The sequence below is a fragment of the Micromonospora sp. AMSO1212t genome (assembly GCF_008868145.1).
GTDB classification, from domain to species: Bacteria; Actinomycetota; Actinomycetes; order Mycobacteriales; family Micromonosporaceae; genus Micromonospora; species Micromonospora tulbaghiae.
Genome location: NZ_WBKS01000008.1, coordinates 70,969 through 89,597 on the forward strand (window position 1 = coordinate 70,969; position 18,629 = coordinate 89,597).

Genomic DNA, 18,629 nt, shown 5'->3' on the forward strand with positions numbered 1-18,629 from the left:
GCCGGTGGGACCGGCGTGGCGGCGGCGAGGGTGTGGTGCCGGTCTGTGCGGGGTCCGCGAGGGTGGTCACGGCGTTCTCCTCAGTCCTCGTCCTTGGCGATGCGCCGGGTGAGCAGGAAGTTGATGATCGCGAAGATGGCGATGACCAGACAGAGCGTCCAGGCGACCGCCGAGGCGTAGCCGAAGCGGAACTCCCGGAACCCCTGCTCGTACATGAACAGGGCGACGGTCTGGAACTGCCGGTCGGAGCCGCCGGTGGGCGTCTGGGAGCTGGCGAACAGCAGGGGTTCGGCCATGATCTGCAGGCCGCCGATCGTCGAGATCACCGTGGTGAAGATGATCGTCGGCCGCAGCATCGGGACGGTGATCCGCCTGAACTGCTGAGCCTGCGACGCGCCGTCGAGGTCGGCGGCCTCGTACAGGTGGTGCGGGATCGCCTGCATCGAGGCGAGGTAGATGAGGGCGTTGTAGCCGGTCCACCGCCAGGCGACGATGAACGAGATGGCCAGGTGGGAGCTCCAGGTGTTGGCCTGCCAGTCGATCGGGCCGATGCCGACGAGGCCGAGCGCCCAGTTGACCATGCCGAAGTCGCGGCCGAAAAGCTGGGTGAAGACGATCGTCACCGCCACGATCGAGGTGACGTTGGGCAGCAGCACGCCCATCCGTAGCGCGGTGCGGGCCCGCAGCCGGTGGTTGAGCAGGTGGGCGATCCAGAGCGCGGCGAGCAGTTGCGGCACGGTGGACAGCACCCAGATGCTGAGTGTGTTGCCCAGGGCGTTCCAGAAGTAGGCGTCCTGCAGCATCTCGCGGTAGTTCGCGAGGCCGACCCAGCGGTGCGACCCGGAGTCGAGCAGGTCCCAGTCATTGAACGAGACGTACGCCGTGTACAGCAGCGGGAACAGCCCGAACGCGCCGAACAGCAGGAAGAACGGCAGGATGTAGAGGTAGGGCGAGCCCTTGGTGTCGAGCCGGCTCAGGCCGGCCCGCCGGGCCTGGTGGAGGTAGGTGGCCATCGTCGATCCTTCGTCGCCGGGCGCCGCCGGCGGTCAGGGGCGACCGCCGGCGGCGCGGGTCGAGTTACTTGGCGAGGCGCTCGACGTCGCTGACCATCTGCTTCCAGGACTCGTCGGAGCTTTGCTTGCCCTGTTCGATGCGGACGAGGGCGTCGCGGATGGTGGTCTGCACGTCTCCGGCTCGCGGGCCCTGGTACTGGGGCTTGAGTTGCTTCGCCGCGGTGGTGAAGAGCTGGCCCACCGGGGCGTTGTTGAAGAAGGCGTCCTTGTACTGGGCAATGTCGGGCTTGTCGTACAGAGCCGGGATGGACGGCAGGTTGCCCCGCGCGGTGAAGACCTTGGCCTGCTGTTCCGGGGCGGTCAGCCACGCCGCGAGCTTCTTGGCCTCCTCGATGTGCTTGCCCTGCTTGGGAACGGTGAGGTACGAGCCGCCCCAGTTGCCGCCGCCGCCCGGGACGCTCGCCACGTCCCACTTGCCGGCGGCGTGCTTCGCCTGGTCCTTGATCTTGGTCATCATCCAGGCCGGGCACGCGATGGTGGCGAACTGGTCCTTCGCGAAGCCGTTGTTCCACTCCTGCGAGCTGCCGATCAGCTTGGCCGACAGGTTGCTCTGGATCGCCTTCACCGTCAGGTCCCAGGCCTTTCGGACATCGGGGCTGGTGCCCACGACGATGGCGTTGTCCTCGTTGTAGTACCCGACCGGGGCCTGGCCGATGATGGCGTTGAACAGTTGACCTCCGCCATCGAAGAAGGCGCTGCCGGCCGGGGCCTTCGCCGCGTACCGCTTGCCGAACTCGATGTACTGGTCCCAGCCGCTGCCCCAGGCGGCCGACACCTGGTCGCGGTCGAACGGCATGCCGGCCTTCTCGAACAGGTCACGCCGATAGCAGATGGCCAGGCCGCCGACGTCGGTGCCGTACCCGACCTGCTTGCCGTCCTTGGCCAGCGACGCCGCCCACTTCCAGTCGAGGTACTCGGACTGGCGGTCCTTGCCCAGGTCGACGAAGAGGTTGCCCCGCTCGCGCATCTGCGCGATGAAGCCCGTGTCGACGCCCTCGATGTCGCCCGCGCCGGAGCCGGTGGCCAGGTGGGTGATCAGGTCGCGATGATGGTCGTTGTAGGCGGCCGTGCGCTCCTGGATCGTGATGTTCGGGTGCGCCTTCTGGTACTCGGCGTACAGGTCCTGGTACCCGAAGTTGCCGAACAGGTTGACGTTCAGGGTGATCTTTTCGTTGCCGCCGCCGGAGCCTCCCTCGGTGCCGGTGCCACACGCGGTCAGCAGTACTCCGGCGGCCAGGGTGGCCGCCGCCAGTCGCAACAGTCGGTTTGGGTGCATGCCAGGGAACCCTTTCGTGCGATGTAACCGGTTACCTGAAACCGGTTACATTGTCGGCGAAGCGATGGTGGTGGGGGTGGGTGGAGTTGGATGAAGACCGGATGTCGGCCGAGTTGCGGGTGACCGCCGGCGAGCGCCTTTCCTGGGAAGTGTGAACGGGTTCGGCTAGGGGGTGTCAAGTTACAAAACGGTAACGGTCGATGCGGCTTGACCGGCGGACAGTGCCGGCGCTACGGTCGTGAAACCGGTTACAGAGAAGGCACCACATTGACCACTATCAGGGAGTTGGCGCGCCGCTCCGGCGTGTCCGTCGCCACCGTGTCCCGCGTCTTCAACACCCCCGAGGTCGTCAGCCAGCACACCCGCCAGCGCATCCTCGACCTGGCCGCCGAGATCGGCTACCTGCCGAACGGGTCGGCCCGGACGCTCGCCACGAAGAAATCCAACATGGTGGGCCTGGTATGGGACACCGACCATCGCCGCCCTGGATGGCGCCACCCATTCCTGCAGGAGATCCTCGTCGCGCTCAAGACGGCGCTCAGCGCGCACGGGCTGAACCTGCTCATGCTCGCCGGCCACGACGCGGCGGGGCCCGACGACGGGCAGCGATACGTGCGCGCCGTCCGCCAGCACAACCTCGACGGCGCGGTCATCATCGACAACGGCACCCGGGACCCGGCCGTGCTCGCCCTCGTCGAAGCCCAGGTGCCGTGCGTCGCTCTCGACCTGCGGGTCGACGGCCCGACGTCGACCTACATCACCTCGGACAATGCCGGCGGCGCGGCGCTCGCCGTGCGCCACCTCGTCGAGCGCGGCCACCGGCGCATCGCCACCATCACCGGCCCGCTGCGAACCTGGCCGGGAGCCGAACGGCTCGTCGGCTTCCGGGCCGCGCTGGCCGGGGCCGGCCTGCCGCTCGCCGACGACCACGTCGTCGAGGGAGACTTCTATCTCGACGGCGGTCACGCCGCGATGGACCGGCTGCTCGCCCTCGACGACCGCCCTACCGCGGTGTTCGTCGCCGGTGACGAGATGGCTGTCGGCGCGATGCGGGCGGCCCAGGCGGCCGGCCTACGGATCCCCGACGACATTGCGATTGTCGGCTTCGACGACATCGAGGTGGCCGCGCTGATCCCGCCCGGGCTCAGCACCGTCGCCCAGAACAAGCCCGGCTTCGGCACGGCCGCCGCCGAGGCGCTGGTCGCCATGCTGCACGGCGGCGACGACCCGCCAAAGCCGACCGTGTTGCCGACGACGCTCGTCGTCCGCGGCACCACCTGACCCGAACCGCGCGACGTCGGCGCCGTCCCGCTCTGGATCGTGCTGCTGCTCGCGGTCGCTGTTGCCGGAGCCGCTGTCACCGACCCCGCAACCGGACCTGCCTCGAGCGTCACACCTGTGCCTGGGCGAGGTCGCGGCCGGCGGTCTAACCGGTGGCCAAACAGTGATGTAGTCGGGCCATCCCTTCGTCGATGCGGTGCGCGTCGATCATGCCGTACCCGAAGATCACTCCCGGCGGATCGGGTGCCGCGGCGGCGATTTCCGGAAAGCTCGCCACAACGACGCCGGCGGCCCGGGCCCGGACGAGCGCATCGGCGGCGGTGGCTCCCCGCACCATCGCGCTCAGGTGCAGGCCGGCCGCCGACGGCACGACCCTGAGGTACGCCGACAGCGGGCCGGCGAGCGCAGCCGCGATGCGTTCGTGGCGCTGCCGGTACACCCGGCGGACCCGCCGCAGGTGCCGCGTGAACATGCCCTGCTCGAGGAAATCCGCCATGGCAGCCTGCAGGGGCAGGCTGGTGTGCCAGTCGGTGACGAATTTGGCGGCGTGCAGGGCGTGGCGTAGCGACGGCGGATGGATCAGGAAACCCAGTCGCAGCGTGGGCAGCAGAACCTTGGAGAACGATCCGACGTAGAGGACCCGGCCGCTGCGGTCGAGGCTGTGCAATGGTTCCAGCTGCTGTCTGGTGTAGCGGAACTCGCTGTCGTAGTCGTCCTCGACGATGGCCGCGTCATGCCGCCGGGCCCACGCGAGCAGCTCGACGCGCCGCCGCAGCGACAGCGCCACGCCGGTCGGGTACTGGTGGGACGGCGTCACATAGACGAGCCGAGCGTTCGCGGGCAGCGCGTCGACGATCAGGCCCTCCTCGTCGACCGGGACGCCGGTGACCCGGGCGCCCTGGGCTTCCCATACGAGTTTCGCGGGTTCATAGCCGGGATTCTCGATCGCCGCCGTGGCGCCAGGTTCGAGCAGCACCCGCCCGACCAGGTCGAGCGCCTGCTGCACGCCGCAGGTCATCAGCACATCCTGCGGATTCGCCCTGATGCTCCGGGCCGTGCCCAGATGACGGGCGATGAGGGTACGCAGTCGGAAGTGGCCGGCCGGCTCAACCGGCATCCCGGTGCCGACGGCGGTCGGCCGGAACTGGTTGCCCAGGAGCCGGCGCCAGGCCGCGTACGGGAACAGCCGCGTATCGGGCGCACCGACCCGGAAGTCGAACTCCGGTGCGTCGCCGAAATCGGGCGGCACCGGGATCGACGGCCACACGGCGCGCGGCGTGAGAGGTCCGGACGGCAGCACGGGCGCGGTCGGCTCTGCGAGGGGCAGGGCGTTGACGAACGTTCCGGAGCCCGGTCGCCCGGTCAGATAGCCCTCGGCCACCAGCCGCTCATAGGCGGTCGTCACGGTGTTGCGCGAAACCTGGAGCTGCTCGGCCAGATCCCGGCTGGATGGCAGCGCCTCGTCCGGGCGAAGCCGCCCGTCCAGGACGGCATCGCGTAGCTGCCGGTAGATCTGCCCCGCCAGGATCCCGTTCCGGTCCAGCCGCACGGCCACGTCCACGTCCCGAGATCCTAAGTGGCACCGTCAAGGTGCCCGCGAATTGGCTCTGGGCGACGACCACCGCGGCTTCTACGGTGATGACGAGGGCAGGGAAGCAGAATGCGATCGGTATTCCGCCGGACCGTGACCGTTCTGATTCGCAGGACGATCGAGCGCGAAATCCACCGTGAACATCTGTCGTGCCCGGTCGGTAGGAAAAACCACCGGAAGGAAGAACCATGGTGCGAGCCGTAGGACGTATGACCGTGATCTGCATGGCGCTGGCGGCAATGGCGACCGCCCTGGCAGCTCCAGCTCAGGCGGACCAACGTCGCGTTGGTGCGGAGGCCGCAACTGCCGAACCGGCGACCCGGACCAGCAGCGTTACCACGATCAGCAGCGATATGGCGCTGCTCTCGACGAGCTGCCGTACCTTGAGGGATTTGAACCCCTGGACATACCTCAGCGCGAGTTGCACGCGTAGCTCGTTGTACCCCTCCGCGGCCTACAGCGTCTGGCTGACATGCTGGGACGTGAGCGCTGAGGTGTCGTACACCGCGTTCGGGCGGGCGTACACGGCACCGTGGACGTCGTACGGACCCACGTCAACGGCACGATGCGACTCTGGCGACTATGCAACCAGCGGCTCTGTTCACACGTCCTGACGCCGAAAGCGCGGGCTGAGCAGCCGCCGAAGCCGGCGGCCGGGACGGTTCAGGAGCCGCTCGGGGGGCTTCAGAACCGTCCCACGTTCAAGCCGTAGGCGCGGCAGTTGACGGCGCGGGCGTGCCAGAACCTGTTGCCCCCGCCGGTGGCGATCCTCTACGGTCTGCTCAAGCGGTGGGCGGTGCGGTCCGCATCCGACCGACACCGCCGGGTGCCCGTCACGCGGGCCGGGACGGTGGAGTCCCGGGCCACCCCGTCGGCGGTCGACGCGGCGGTCGTGTGACTCCAGCTCGTACTCCGGGTGGTGCTGCCCGGCGCGGCTCCCTGCGGAGCCGACGGCGAGCGGGCCACGCCGATCCCCACCGGAGAGTCCCGTGTTCCTCAGCCCGCACGAGCAGGACCGCCTGCTCGTCCACGTCGCGGCCGATGTCGCTCGCCGCCGCCGCGAGCGCGGCCTGCGACTCAACTATCCCGAAGCCGTCGCGATCATCGTCGCCTTCCTGCTGGAAGGGGCCCGCGACGGACGGTCGGTGGTCGACCTCATGTCCGCCGGCCGGACGGTGCTCGGCCGCGAGGACGTCCAGGACGGCATCCCCGAGCTGCTGAGGGAGGTGCAGGTGGAGGCGACGTTCCCGGACGGTACCAAGCTCGTGACGGTGCACCACCCGATCCCGTGATCCCCGGGGAGATCCTGCCGGCGGCCGGCCCGGTCGAGATCAACGTGGGTCGGCCGGTGACCACAGTGGTCGTTGTCAACACCGCCGACCGTCCGGTGCAGATCGGCTCGCACTACCACTTCGCCGAGGCCAACCCGGCCCTGATGTTCGACCGGGCCGTCGCCTGGGGTCAGCGTCTCGCCGTTGCGGCGGGTACCTCGGTCCGGTTCGAGCCGGGCGTGAGCCGCACCGTCGAGCTGGTCCCGCTCGGCGGCGCACGCGTCGTGCCCGGCCTCCGGGGCGAGTGCGCCGGGCCGCTGGACGAAGCGCCACCGACCACGCCGGAAGCAGACGCGCCGACGAATGGGGCGCCGGCGAGCGGGGCGCCGACGACCGACGGGCCGGCGCGGTGAGCGCCGTGCGGCGGGACCGCTACATCGACCTGTACGGGCCGACCACCGGCGACCGCATGCGGCTGGCCGACACGAGCCTGCTGATCGAGGTGGAGACCGACCATTGCGTGGGCGGCGACGAGGCGGTCTTCGGTGGCGGGAAGGTGATCCGCGAGTCGATGGGCCAGTCGCGGGCGACCCGCGCCGAGGGCGCGCTCGACACCGTCGTCACCGGCGCGGTGGTGCTCGACCACTGGGGTGTGGTCAAGGCCGACGTGGGTCTGCGCGACGGGCGGATCGTGGCGCTTGGCCGGGCCGGCAACCCGGACACCATGCCCGGCGTCCACCCCGAGCTGGTCATCGGCCCGGCCACCGAGGTCATCGCCGGGAACGGCCGGATCCTCACGGCCGGCGCCGTCGACACCCACGTGCACTTCATCTGCCCGGAGATCGTCACCGAGGCGCTGGCCGGCGGCATCACCACACTCGTCGGCGGCGGCACCGGCCCCGCCGAGGGCACCCGGGCCACGACGGTCACCCCGAACGCCTGGCACCTGGCCCGCATGCACGAGGCGCTGGACACGATGCCGGTCAACGTGCTGCTGCTCGGCAAGGGCAACACCGTCTCGCAAGAGGCGCTGTGGGAGCAGTTGCGCGCCGGCGCGGGCGGTTTCAAGCTGCACGAGGACTGGGGCACCACACCGGCGGCGATCGACGCCTGCCTGCGGGTGGCGGACGCCTCCGGGGTGCAGGTGTCCATCCACACCGACACTCTCAACGAGGCCGGTTTCGTGGCCGACACGCTGCGGGCGATCGCCGGCCGGGCCATCCACTCGTACCACACCGAGGGCGCGGGAGGCGGGCACGCGCCGGACATCATCACGGTGGCCGGCGAGCCCAACGTGCTGCCGTCGTCGACCAACCCGACCCGGCCGTACACCGCCAACACCCTCGCCGAGCATCTGGACATGCTGATGGTCTGCCACCATCTCAACCCGTCCGTGCCGGAGGACCTGGCCTTCGCCGAGAGCCGCATCCGACCGTCCACCATGGCCGCCGAGGACCTGCTGCACGACCTCGGTGCGATCTCCATCATCGGCTCCGACTCGCAGGCGATGGGCCGGGTGGGCGAGGTGATCCTGCGAACCTGGCAGAGCGCGCACGTCATGAAGGAGCGGGTCGGCGCGCTGCCCGGCGACGGCGCGGCCGACAACCACCGGGCCCGCCGGTACGTGGCGAAGTACACCATCTGCGCGGCGATGGCGAACGGGCTGGACCGGGAGATCGGCTCGGTCGAGCCGGGCAAGCTGGCCGACCTGGTGCTGTGGGATCCGGCGTTCTTCGGCGTACGACCGCACCTGGTGCTCAAGGGCGGCATGATCGCGTACGCCCAGATGGGTGACGCCAACGCGTCCATCCCGACGCCGCAGCCGATGCTGCCGCGCCCGATGTTCGGCGCGTACGGCGCTGCGGCGTCGGCCACCAGCCTGGCGTTCGTCGCGCCGGCCGCTCTCGACGCCGGGCTGCGCCTCGACGTGCGGCGACGGGTGGTGCCCGTCGCGGACGTGCGCTCGCGGGGCAAGGCCGACCTGCCGGAGAACGACGCGATGCCGCGGATCGAGGTGGAGCCGGACACCTTCACCGTGCGGATCGACGGTCAGGTGGTGGAACCGGACCCGGTGACACGCCTGCCGATGGCCCAGCGGTACTTCCTGTTCTGATGGCGACGTCGAGCCTGCTCCTGCTGCTGGCCGACGGTCGCTTCCCGGCCGGCGCGCACGCCCACTCCGGCGGCCTGGAGGCCGCCGTCGCCGCCGGCCGGGTCACCGACCTGGCCTCGTTGGAGGCGTTCCTGGTCGGTCGGCTGGCCACCGCCGGGCTGGTCGGTGCGGCGTTCGCGGCGGCGGCGCACCGGGCGGTGACCTCGGCCGGTTCCGCCGTACGCGGGTCCACGCTGGCGTTGCTCGACGCGGAGCTGGACGCCCGGACGGCGGCACCGGCGCTGCGCATGGTGTCCCGTCGCCAGGGACGGGCTCTGCTGCGCGCGGGCCGGGCCATCTGGCCGGAGGCGTCCTTCGACGACCTGCCCTCCACACCTGGCGGAGCGCACCAGCCGCTGGTGCTCGGGCTGCTCTGCGCCGCCGCCGGCCTGAGCCGCGCCGAGACCGCCGCGGCCGCCGTCCACGGGACGGTGACCGGTGCGGCCAGTGCGGCCGTACGCCTGCTCGGCCTCGACCCGTACCAGGTCCAGGCCCTGCTGGTCGGTCTCGCCTCCCGGTGCGACGGCACCGCCGCCGCGGCGGCCCGGGCGGCCGACGACCCACCCGAGCGGCTGCCCGCGGCAGCCGCCCCTCTTGCCGACATCCACGCCGAAGCTCATGCCACCTGGGAGGTGCGTCTCTTTGCGTCCTGACACCGTTGTGCCGGCCGCTGCGCCCACTGCCGGCCGGAATCCTGCCCCGCACGACGAGACCGTTCCGCACACCCACCCCGAACCGGGGGTGGACCCGCATCCGCCGCTGGCGCAGGCCGGCCGGGCGCTGCGCGTCGGCATCGGCGGGCCGGTCGGGTCCGGCAAGACCGCCCTGGTGGCGGCCCTGTGCCGGGCGTTCGCCGGCGAGCTGCGACTCGGCGTGGTCACCAACGACATCTACACGACCGAGGACGCCGACTTCCTCAAGCGGGCCGGCGTGCTGGACCCGAGCCGGATCCGCGCCGTGGAGACCGGTTGCTGCCCGCACACCGCCATCCGGGACGACATCGGGGCCAACCTCGACGCCGTGGACGAGCTGGCCGAGGCGGTCGGCCCGCTGGACCTGGTGCTGGTCGAGAGCGGCGGGGACAACCTGACCGCCACCTTCAGCCGAGGCCTGGTGGACCGGCAGATATTCGTGGTCGACGTGGCCGGCGGGGACAAGGTGCCGCGCAAGGGTGGACCGGGGGTGACGTCCGCCGACCTGCTCGTGATCAACAAGACCGATCTGGCCCCCATGGTGGGCGCGGACCTGGCCGTCATGGACCGGGACGCGCGGGCCCGCCGCGGCGACCTGCCGACCGTGTTCCTGTCGATCGTCGGCGACCCGGCGGCGGGGCGGGTCGCCGACTGGATCCGCCACGAACTGGCCCACCATGCGGCAGTGCACCCGGTCACCACGCGGGTCGGCCCGGCCTGATGCGCGCGTACGCCCGGCTGGTGGCCCGGGCCGACGGCCGGGGTGGCACGGTCCTCGCCGAGCTGCGCGGTGAGACGCCGCTGCTGCTGCGACAGACGCCCGGCAGCGGTCGTGTCGCGACCGTGTACGTCGTCGGCGGTGCGGCCGGCCCGCTCGCCGGCGACGACCTGCGGCTGGAGATCGACGTGGGAGCGGGGGCGGCGGTGCGGGTACACACCGTCGCCGCCTCGGTCGCCCTGCCCGGCCGGCCCGACGTCGTGTCACGGATGGCGGTCCGCGCCGTGGTGCACGACGGCGGCGCACTGCACTGGCTGCCCGAGCAACTGGTCGCGGCGGCCGGCTGCGCGCATCTCACCGAGTCCCATGTGAAGCTGGCCGCCGGGGCGAGGCTGACCTGGCGCGACGAGGTGATCTGTGGCCGGTACGGCGAGGCGCCGGGCGGCGCGGTCGTACACACCCGGGTCGACTACGACGGCAGGCCGCTGCTGCGCCAGTCACTGGCCGTGGGACCGGGCGCGCCCGGCTGGGCCGGCCCCGCGGTGCTCGGCGGCGCGCCGGCCACCGGGTCGCTGCTGGTGGTGGACCCGTCGCATCCCCACGAGACGGCGGCGGTCGAGGGCACCGTCGCCCGGCTGCCCCTGGCAGGTGGTCCGGCGACACTGTGGACCGCCACCGCTCCCGACGCGCACACGCTGCGCACCCACCTCGACGTGGAGGTCGAGCCGCTGTTGACCAAGGTGGAGTGAAGCGGGTCAGCGGCGAGGGCCGGCCGCCTGGACGTGGTCGCGGCGACCCGCCGGATCGAGTCGGGCGATCAGGTCGGCGAGATGGTCGAGCAGGGCGGTGTCGACCGGTACGCCCGCCTCGGCGAGGCTGGTCCGGACTCGCTCGTCGAGTCGGGCGTGCTCGCGGCGGCCCCGGGTGGTCAGGTAGGCCCGGATACGCCGGCGGTCCAGCGGGTCGATCCGCCGGAACACCAGGTTACGGTCGACGAGCTGGTCGACCAGCTTGGTGAGGGTCCCCGGCGGCAACGACGCCTCGGCGGACACCTCGCTCATCGGATGGCCCTGACCGTCGGCGAGCAGGCAGAGCACCCGCCACGCCTCGGTGGTCAGGTCGTCGTCGGCCAGCACGGCGGCCAACCGGCGGGACAGCAGCCGTTCGGCGCGGGTGAGCGAGCGCAGCAGATCGGCTGGCGCCCCGGGCACGTCTGACATGGAACTCCCTGGGCCGGTGGCCCTGCCATGGTAGCGACTCGTCCCGGTCCGTGGAGAGCTGTGGTTTTCCCACGTCGGCCGGGCAATCATGGGCTCATGTCCGCGCCGGCACCGCCGTGGCTCACAGTCGATCGGGCCGTGGTCAGCATCGCGCTGGTGTACCCGATGCGCGGGCCGGCCGGAATGTTCGGCCCGGCCTGCGAACTCTGCGCCCAGCTCGCGGTCGAAGAGATCAACGCCGGTGGCGGGGTGCTGGGCCGCGAGGTGCGGCTGGTGCCGGTCGACGGTGGGGCCCCGCCGTCCGAGGTGGCCGCCCAGGTGGAGGCGCTGGTGTCGGTGGGCGCCGTGCAGGGCGTGACCGGTTGGCACATCTCCTCGGTGCGGCAGGCGCTCGCGCCCCGGGTCGCGGGCCGCGTGCCGTACGTCTACACCGCCCTGTACGAGGGCGGTGAGCGTACCGAGGGGGTCTATCTGACCAGCGAGACGCCGGACGCCCAGCTGTGGCCCGCGATGCGGCTGCTCGCGGGGGAGCAGGGCGTGCGCCGCTGGTTCGTGGTCGGCAACGACTACGTGTGGCCCCGGCGCACCGCGCGGGCGGCCCAGCGGTACGCGCTGCGCGGCGGTGGTCGCGTGGTGGGGCAGGCGTTCCTGCCGTTGGAGACGCACGACTTCGACGACGTGTTGCGCCGGATCGAGCGCAGCGACGCCGACGCCGTGGTGATGCTGCTCGTCGGCGCGGACGCGGTGCGGTTCAACCGGGCGTTCGCGCGTGCCGCGATGGACCAGCGTTGCCTGCGGCTGAGCACGCTGATGGACGAGAACATGCTGCTGGCCAGCGGGGTGGGCGCGACACGGCGGCTCTACAGCACGGCGGGCTTCTTCGCCGGCCTCGTGACGCAGGAGAACCTCGACTTCCACGGCGAGTTCGCCCGCCGGTTCGGGGTGGATGCGCCGCCGCTGGGCAGCCTGGGGGAGTCCTGTTACGAGGGCGTTATGCTGCTCGCCGCCCTGATCGGGCAGGCCCGCACCCTCGACGTACGGGCGATCGAGACGGCTGCCGACACGGTGGCGTACCACGGGCCGCGCGGTCGGCTTCAGCTGCGTCGACGGCACGTGCGCCAGCGGATCTACCTCGCCGAGGCCGACGGTCTCGACTTCACAGTGCTCGCCCAGCTCTGACCGCCCGGTGCAGACCCTTGACACGTCCACCCGGCCCGGCCCTAAGATGCTTCCTGCGTGAAGTATCTACCCCGGAGGGTGGATACCGCGAATGTCTGTCCACCGTCGGCGGAATCTGTCCGCCGACCATTGTGGTGGTAATTTTTCACCGAATCAGTCACGGCTGAAACCGTCTTACGTGCGACGGTGTCAGCCGTTGTGGCATGCGTTCTCTCCACGTGCGTGGGAAACAGTCAATTAAGGACTGGGAAACGTCCGCGCAATCATGCCGGTCAACGCTTTGCGTGCCCGTAACCGATGCGATGACCATGGGCGACGTCCACCCGTCGACCTTGGCATCGCCAACTCCACCGGACCGCACCGGCCGTCCTTTCGCTACTTGAGTGCACCGCAGGGAGAATAGATGTCAGTTCTTTGGGGCCGCCGCATCCTGGCGGGTGCCATGACTTTCGTCGCCGCGGCGGCCATGACCGCGTGCGGCAGCAAGACCAGTGACGAGGGCGGCGCGGCCGGCATCACCGCCGACGTCTCCGGCGACACCGTCAAGGTGGGCCTGCTCAACTCGCTCTCCGGCACCATGGCGATCAGCGAGGTCACCGTCCGCGACTCCATCATGCTCGCCGTCGAGGAGATCAACGCGGCCGGCGGCGTCCTCGGCAAGAAGATCCAGCCGATCGGCGAGGACGGCGCCTCGGACTGGCCCACCTTCGCGGAAAAGGCCGAGAAGCTCCTCTCCGAGGACCGGGTGGCAGCCGTTTTCGGCTGCTGGACGTCGGCCAGCCGCAAGGCGGTCAAGCCGGTGTTCGAGAAGAACAAGGCGCTGCTGTTCTACCCGGTGCAGTACGAGGGTCTGGAACAGTCGCCCTACATCTTCTACACCGGCGCGACGACCAACCAGCAGATCGTCCCCGGCCTCGACTACCTCAAGGCCCAGGGAACGAAATCGGTCTACCTGGTCGGCAGCGACTACGTCTTCCCGCGCACGGCCAACAAAATCATCAAGGCGTACGCGGCGGCGAACGGGATGACAGTGGTCGGCGAGGACTACGCGCCGCTCGGGTCCACCGAATTCGGCACGATCGTCAACAAGGTCAAGTCGTCCGGCGCGAAGGCGGTCTTCAACACCCTCAACGGCGACAGCAACGTGGCGTTCTTCAAGGAGTACAAGTCGGCCGGCCTGACCGCCGCCGCGATGCCTGTGGTGTCGGTGTCCATCGCCGAGGAGGAGGTCAAGGGCATCGGCACCCAGTACCTGGAGGGCCAGCTGACCGCCTGGAACTACTACCAGACCACACCCGGCGCGGCGAACAACAAGTTCGTGGCCGCGTACAAGGCGAAGTACGGCGCGGACAAGCCGACGAGCGACCCGATGGAAGCCGCCTACGTCAGCGTCCACCTGTGGAAGGCGATGGTCGAGAAGGCCGGCGCGTTCGACGTCGAGAAGGTCCGCGGCGCCTCCGACGGAATCACCTTCGACGCGCCGGAGGGCCTGGTCACCGTCGACGGCAAGACCCAGCACATCGCCAAGACCGCCCGCATCGGCAAGGTCGGTGCGGACGGCCTGATCACCGAGGTGTGGAACTCCGGCAAGCCGATCGCGCCGGACCCGTACCTCAAGACCTATCCGTGGGCGAGCGGCCTGAGCTGACGACGCCGGCCCCGGGCGGGCACCGCGACGACGCGCCCCGCCCGGGCCCCCGACCAGCAGTACGGGAGTACCCACCGTGACAGTCCTCTTCGGTCAACTCTTCACCGGCATCAGCATCGGCGCGGTGCTGCTGCTCATCGCGCTCGGACTGGCGCTGACCTTCGGCCAGATGAACGTCATCAACATGGCGCACGGCGAGTTCATCATGGCCGGCGCCTACACCACGTACGTGCTGCAACAGAGCATCACCGGCGCCGGCCTGTCGCTGCTGGTCGCGCTGCCGGTGGCGTTCGTGGTCGCCGGCACGATGGGGGTGCTGCTGGAGATCCTGCTGATCCGCCGGCTCTACGCCCGTCCCCTGGACACCCTGCTGGTCACCTGGGGCGTGTCCCTGATGCTGCAACAGCTCGCCCGGGACGTCTTCGGCAGTCCGAACGTGCAGACCCGCGCGCCCGACCTGCTCACCGGCAACGTGGCCCTGCCCGGCGGGCTGACGGTCGCCAACAACCGGCTGTTCATCCTGGCCCTGGCCCTCGCCGCCGTCGCCGCCCTCACCCTGGCGCTGCGGTTCACCCCGTTGGGGCGCCGGATCCGCGCGGTCGTGCAGAACCGCGACCTCGCCGCGGTGTCCGGCGTCCCCACCGCCCGGGTCGACCGCACGACCTTCTTTCTCGGCTCGGGCCTGGCCGGGCTCGCCGGGGTGGCGCTCACCCTTCTCGGCCCGATCGGCCCGACCATGGGCACCAACCTGATCATCGACGCCTTCCTGGTCGTCGTGGTCGGCGGGATCGGTCAGCTCAAGGGCAGCGTGATCGTCGCCTTCGCCCTCGGGGTCCTCCAGGCCACCGGGGAGTACCTCACGACCCTCAGCGTCGCCAAGGTGATCGTCTTCGTGGCGATCGTCGCGTTCCTCCAGTGGCGGCCACAGGGCCTGTTCACCCTGCGGACCAGGAGCCTCGCATGACCGCCGTGACACCGGCGCCACCGAGCACCGCCGACGCACCGGCCCCGGCCGGCATCGCGCCTGCGAGCCGGTCCGGTGGCCGGTCCCGGCTGCGTGCTGCGGCGGGGTTCGCGTTCGGCGCGGCGCTGCTGTTCGCCGTCGCGCCGCTGGCGCTGTCGGACTTCCGGCTGGCCCTGCTCGCCAAGTACCTCTGCGTCGCCATGGTGGCCGTCGGCATCGGCATCGCCTGGGGGCGCGGCGGCATGCTCACCCTCGGCCAGGGCGTCTTCTTCGGCCTGGGCGGCTACGCGATGGCCATGCACCTCAAGCTCGCCGACGCGGGTCCCGGTGGGATGCCCGACTTCATGCAGCTGTACGGGCAGCTCGACGAACTGCCAGTCTGGTGGCGGCCGTTCGCCAGCCCGTGGTTCGCGCTGCCGGCCACGGTGCTGCTGCCGATGGCCGTCGCCTTCGGGCTCGGCTCGCTGGTGTTCCGCCGCCGGGTGCGGGGCGCGTACTTCGCCATCCTCAGCCAGGCGCTCGCCGCCGCCATGGTGATCCTGTTGATCGGCCAGCAGGGCACCACAGGCGGCACCAACGGGCTCACCGACATCGAGGGCTTCTTCGGTTACGACCTGGACGACCCGGTCAACCAGCGGATGGTCTACTTCATCATCGCCGGTGTCCTGCTCGCGCTGCTCGCGCTGGCCCGCCAGATCGTCCACAGCCGGTACGGGGAACTGCTCGTGGCGGTGCGTGACAGCGAGGAGCGGGTCCGTTTCCTCGGCTACGACCCGGCGTCGGTCAAGCTCGTCGCCTACGTGGTGGCGGCGGGTATGGCGGGCCTCGCCGGCGCGCTGTTCGTGCCGGCGGTGGGCATCATCTCGCCCGCCCTCATCGGCATCGTCCCGTCGATCGAGTTCGTCATCGGTGTGGCGGTGGGCGGCCGGGCCACGCTGCTCGGGCCGGTGCTCGGCGCGGTGGCGGTCGCCTGGGCACGTACCGCCCTCTCCGAACGTTTCCCGGGCACCTGGACGTACCTGCAGGGTCTGCTCTTCGTGGTGGTGGTGGCGTTCCTTCCCGGCGGCCTGGCGTCGCTGTGGGCGCTGGCCCGCCGCCGCGACGCCGGCCCGGAGCAGAGCCGGCGCGGCCGGCCGGCGCCGGCCCGACGACGTGCCTCGCGGGCGGAGGCGCACCGATGAGCGACGACCGACTGGACGGGCTGTCCGTCCGTGACGTGCGGGTCAGCTTCGACGGCTTCACCGCCGTCGACGGCGTCTCGCTGGAGGTGCCCGCCGGTGACATCCGGTTCCTGATCGGGCCGAACGGTGCCGGCAAGACCACCCTGGTCGACGCGATCACCGGTCTGGTGCGGGCCACCGGCTCGGCGTGCTTCGGAGACCAGGAGCTGCTGGGTCGCCCGGTGCACCGGATCAGCCGGCTCGGCATCGGCCGGACGTTCCAGACGTCGACGATCTTCGAGGAGCTGTCGGTCGTGCAGAACCTCGACATCGCCGCGGGCGCCCGCCGGAGCTGGGCCACCCTGGCCCGGCGCCGGCGCGGGATCCCCGACGAGGTGGCCGCCGCGCTGGAGACCATCGGGCTGACCGGCCGGGCCGACCAGCTCGCCGGCACGCTCGCGCACGGCCAGAAGCAGTGGCTGGAGATCGGCATGCTGCTGGTGCAGGACGCGCGGCTGCTGCTGCTCGACGAGCCGGTCGCGGGAATGAGTCACGAGGAGCGCGACGCCACGGGCGCGCTGCTGGAGACGGTGAGCCGGGACCGCACGGTTGTGGTGATCGAGCACGACATGGACTTCCTGCGTCGCTTCGCGCGCAGCGTCACCGTGCTGCACGCGGGGAAGGTGCTCAGCGAGGGCACTGTGGCGCAGGTCCAGGCGGACCCGCGCGTGCAGGAGGTCTACCTCGGCCACCCGGTCGACGCCGGGTCGGTCCCCAGCGGTCTGGAGGCATGATGCTGACCCTGCGCGGGGTGCACGCCGGATACGGGCGTTCCCGGGTGCTGCACGGCGTGGACCTCGCCGTCCCGCCCGACGGGGTGGCCGTGGTGCTCGGGCACAACGGCGCCGGTAAGAGCACCCTGCTGCGGGTCGCGGCGGGCCTGCTGCGCCCGACCGCCGGCACCGTCGAGCTGGACGGCGAGGACGTCACCCGTCTGGCGCCGCACGAGCGGGTGGCGCGCGGCATGGCGTACGTCCCGCAGGGCCAGCAGTGCTTCCCGCACCTGACGGCGGCGGAGAACCTGCGCCTCGTCGCCGACGCCCGGCGCGACGGCGCGGTGGCGACGGCGGAGGTGCTGGACCTGTTCCCGGCGCTGCGTCCGCTGCTGCGGCGGCGGGCCGGGCTGCTCTCCGGTGGTCAACGTCAGCAACTCGCCATCGCCCGCGCGTTGATCACCCGGCCGCGGCTGCTCATGCTCGACGAGCCGACCGAGGGCATCCAGCCGTCGGTGGTCGCCGAGATCCAGGAGCGGATCGTCGAGCTGACCCGGCAGTCCGGCTTCAGCGTGCTGCTCGTCGAGCAGCACCTCGGGTTCGCGCTGCGGGTGGCGAACCGCTACCACGTCCTCGAATCCGGCCGGGTCACCTCGCACGGCGACGGGGGAGTGACGGCGGAGCGGGAGGTGCGCGCGGCCCTCGCGGTCTGACCCGGGCCGGGTCGCGCCCTTCGGCCGAGCGCGGCCCGGCGGCGCCGCCCGGCTCGTGGGCGATTTACATTGACGGCCGTCTTTACTAACATCGTGGTTGGGAGTCGCCAAGCGCTGCTGGGCAGCAGTGCCGTCCACCCCTGGGACGGCTTGAATCGATCGGCGTCACCTTCTCCGGGGTGGGCACCCAGCGAGGGCCACTGGGCGCCGGCGCATCCACTGGAGCATCATGAAAATCTCACGGACAGCACGCCGTCTGGGACTGGGCGCGGTCGCAGTTCTCGTCGCCTCGTTCACGATGGTCGCCGTCAACCAGGCCGGTCCGGCCTCGGCGCACGGATCGGTCACCAACCCGCCGTCACGCAACTACGGATGTTACGAGCGCTGGGGTTCCGACCACCTCAACCCCACGATGGCCCAGACCGACCCGATGTGCTGGCAGGCGTGGCAGGCCAACCCGAACACCATGTGGAACTGGAACGGCCTGTACCGCGAGAACGTCGGCGGCAACCACCAGGCCGCCGTGCCGGACGGACAACTGTGCAGCGGCGGCCGCACCCAGAACGGCCTGTACGCCTCGCTCGACGCGGTCGGCGCGTGGACCGCGAAGCCGATGCCGAACAACTTCACCCTGACGCTGACCGACGGCGCCCGGCACGGCGCCGACTACATGTTGATCTACATCACCAAGCAGGGTTTCGACCCGACCACCCAGCCCTTGACCTGGAACAGCCTCGAGCTGGTGCTCCGCACCGGCAGCTACCCGACCACCGGGCTCTACGAGGCGCAGGTGAACGCGGGCAACCGCACCGGGCGGCACGTCGTCTACACCATCTGGCAGGCGTCCCACCTCGACCAGCCGTACTACCTCTGCAGTGACGTGATCTTCGGCGGCGGCGGCAACCCGCCGCCCACGAC

General features: G+C 70.9%; 19 protein-coding genes. 15 read left to right on the forward strand and 4 right to left on the reverse strand.

The window, feature by feature from the left end; genetic code table 11:
- Positions 1-80 precede the first annotated feature (80 nt).
- Together F8279_RS04130 and F8279_RS04135 are read right to left on the reverse strand one after the other, a co-directional pair.
- Positions 81-1,013, reverse strand: a complete 933-nt coding sequence (locus tag F8279_RS04130) for a carbohydrate ABC transporter permease (RefSeq protein ID WP_030500465.1) — start codon at positions 1,011-1,013, stop codon at positions 81-83.
- A 64-nt stretch (positions 1,014-1,077) separates the two neighbouring features.
- Positions 1,078-2,349, reverse strand: a complete 1,272-nt coding sequence (locus tag F8279_RS04135; protein ID WP_151499137.1) for an ABC transporter substrate-binding protein — start codon at positions 2,347-2,349, stop codon at positions 1,078-1,080.
- Between the two features lie 207 nt (positions 2,350-2,556).
- Between F8279_RS04135 and F8279_RS04140 the strand changes: the two genes are divergently transcribed.
- Complete coding sequence (locus F8279_RS04140; protein WP_225853124.1) at positions 2,557-3,630, forward strand: LacI family DNA-binding transcriptional regulator; 1,074 nt, start codon at positions 2,557-2,559, stop codon at positions 3,628-3,630.
- A gap of 145 nt (positions 3,631-3,775) precedes the next feature.
- Here F8279_RS04140 and F8279_RS04145 read toward each other — a convergent pair whose 3' ends face one another.
- Entirely contained in the window at positions 3,776-5,191 is a 1,416-nt protein-coding gene (locus F8279_RS04145; protein ID WP_151499138.1) for a PLP-dependent aminotransferase family protein, read from the reverse strand.
- 751 nt (positions 5,192-5,942) lie between these two features.
- On the opposite strand from F8279_RS04145, the gene F8279_RS30180 reads away from it, so the two are divergent.
- The 7 genes from F8279_RS30180 to F8279_RS04175 all read left to right on the forward strand — a co-directional run bounded on the left by F8279_RS30180 (position 5,943) and on the right by F8279_RS04175 (position 10,803).
- Positions 5,943-6,119 carry a hypothetical protein gene (locus tag F8279_RS30180; RefSeq protein ID WP_192580624.1) on the forward strand — a complete coding sequence of 59 codons (177 nt, stop codon included), beginning with the start codon at positions 5,943-5,945 and terminating at the stop codon, positions 6,117-6,119.
- Positions 6,120-6,210: 91 nt separating this feature from the next.
- A complete protein-coding gene (locus tag F8279_RS04150) occupies positions 6,211-6,513 on the forward strand; it encodes an urease subunit gamma (RefSeq protein WP_091427589.1) in 303 nt (100 codons plus the stop codon).
- The gene (locus F8279_RS04155) at positions 6,510-6,905 is read left to right on the forward strand and encodes an urease subunit beta (protein WP_151499139.1); all 396 of its coding nucleotides are present in this window, start codon (positions 6,510-6,512) and stop codon (positions 6,903-6,905) included. Before F8279_RS04150 ends, F8279_RS04155 begins: the two co-directional genes overlap by 4 nt.
- On the forward strand, positions 6,902-8,605 hold the full coding sequence (locus F8279_RS04160) for an urease subunit alpha (RefSeq protein WP_151499140.1): 1,704 nt from the start codon (positions 6,902-6,904) through the stop codon (positions 8,603-8,605). The genes F8279_RS04155 and F8279_RS04160 overlap by 4 nt, the downstream gene beginning before the upstream one ends.
- A complete protein-coding gene (locus tag F8279_RS04165) occupies positions 8,605-9,297 on the forward strand; it encodes an urease accessory protein UreF (protein WP_151499141.1) in 693 nt (230 codons plus the stop codon). The genes F8279_RS04160 and F8279_RS04165 overlap by 1 nt, the downstream gene beginning before the upstream one ends.
- 88 nt (positions 9,298-9,385) lie before the next feature.
- Entirely contained in the window at positions 9,386-10,057 is a 672-nt protein-coding gene (ureG, locus tag F8279_RS04170) for an urease accessory protein UreG (RefSeq protein ID WP_225853125.1), read from the forward strand.
- A complete protein-coding gene (locus tag F8279_RS04175) occupies positions 10,057-10,803 on the forward strand; it encodes an urease accessory protein UreD (RefSeq protein ID WP_151499143.1) in 747 nt (248 codons plus the stop codon). The genes ureG and F8279_RS04175 overlap by 1 nt, the downstream gene beginning before the upstream one ends.
- Positions 10,804-10,809: 6 nt before the next feature.
- Here F8279_RS04175 and F8279_RS04180 read toward each other — a convergent pair whose 3' ends face one another.
- Positions 10,810-11,274, reverse strand: coding sequence for a MarR family winged helix-turn-helix transcriptional regulator (locus F8279_RS04180; protein ID WP_151499144.1), 465 nt, complete (start codon positions 11,272-11,274; stop codon positions 10,810-10,812).
- 96 nt (positions 11,275-11,370) lie between these two features.
- On the opposite strand from F8279_RS04180, the gene F8279_RS04185 reads away from it, so the two are divergent.
- The 7 genes from F8279_RS04185 to F8279_RS04215 all read left to right on the forward strand — a co-directional run.
- Complete coding sequence (locus tag F8279_RS04185) at positions 11,371-12,453, forward strand: substrate-binding domain-containing protein (protein ID WP_151499145.1); 1,083 nt, start codon at positions 11,371-11,373, stop codon at positions 12,451-12,453.
- Between the two features lie 442 nt (positions 12,454-12,895).
- On the forward strand, positions 12,896-14,101 hold the full coding sequence (gene urtA, locus F8279_RS04190) for an urea ABC transporter substrate-binding protein (protein WP_225853126.1): 1,206 nt from the start codon (positions 12,896-12,898) through the stop codon (positions 14,099-14,101).
- Between the two features lie 76 nt (positions 14,102-14,177).
- The gene (gene urtB, locus F8279_RS04195) at positions 14,178-15,065 is read left to right on the forward strand and encodes an urea ABC transporter permease subunit UrtB (RefSeq protein ID WP_121684922.1); all 888 of its coding nucleotides are present in this window, start codon (positions 14,178-14,180) and stop codon (positions 15,063-15,065) included.
- A complete protein-coding gene (urtC, locus tag F8279_RS04200) occupies positions 15,062-16,246 on the forward strand; it encodes an urea ABC transporter permease subunit UrtC (protein WP_151499147.1) in 1,185 nt (394 codons plus the stop codon). Before urtB ends, urtC begins: the two co-directional genes overlap by 4 nt.
- Positions 16,243-17,019 carry an urea ABC transporter ATP-binding protein UrtD gene (gene urtD, locus F8279_RS04205; RefSeq protein WP_151499148.1) on the forward strand — a complete coding sequence of 259 codons (777 nt, stop codon included), beginning with the start codon at positions 16,243-16,245 and terminating at the stop codon, positions 17,017-17,019. The genes urtC and urtD overlap by 4 nt, the downstream gene beginning before the upstream one ends.
- Positions 17,019-17,711 carry an urea ABC transporter ATP-binding subunit UrtE gene (urtE, locus tag F8279_RS04210; protein ID WP_151499149.1) on the forward strand — a complete coding sequence of 231 codons (693 nt, stop codon included), beginning with the start codon at positions 17,019-17,021 and terminating at the stop codon, positions 17,709-17,711. The genes urtD and urtE overlap by 1 nt, the downstream gene beginning before the upstream one ends.
- 229 nt (positions 17,712-17,940) lie before the next feature.
- A partial coding sequence (locus F8279_RS04215) for a lytic polysaccharide monooxygenase (protein WP_151499150.1) occupies positions 17,941-18,629 on the forward strand: 689 nt, incomplete at its 3' end.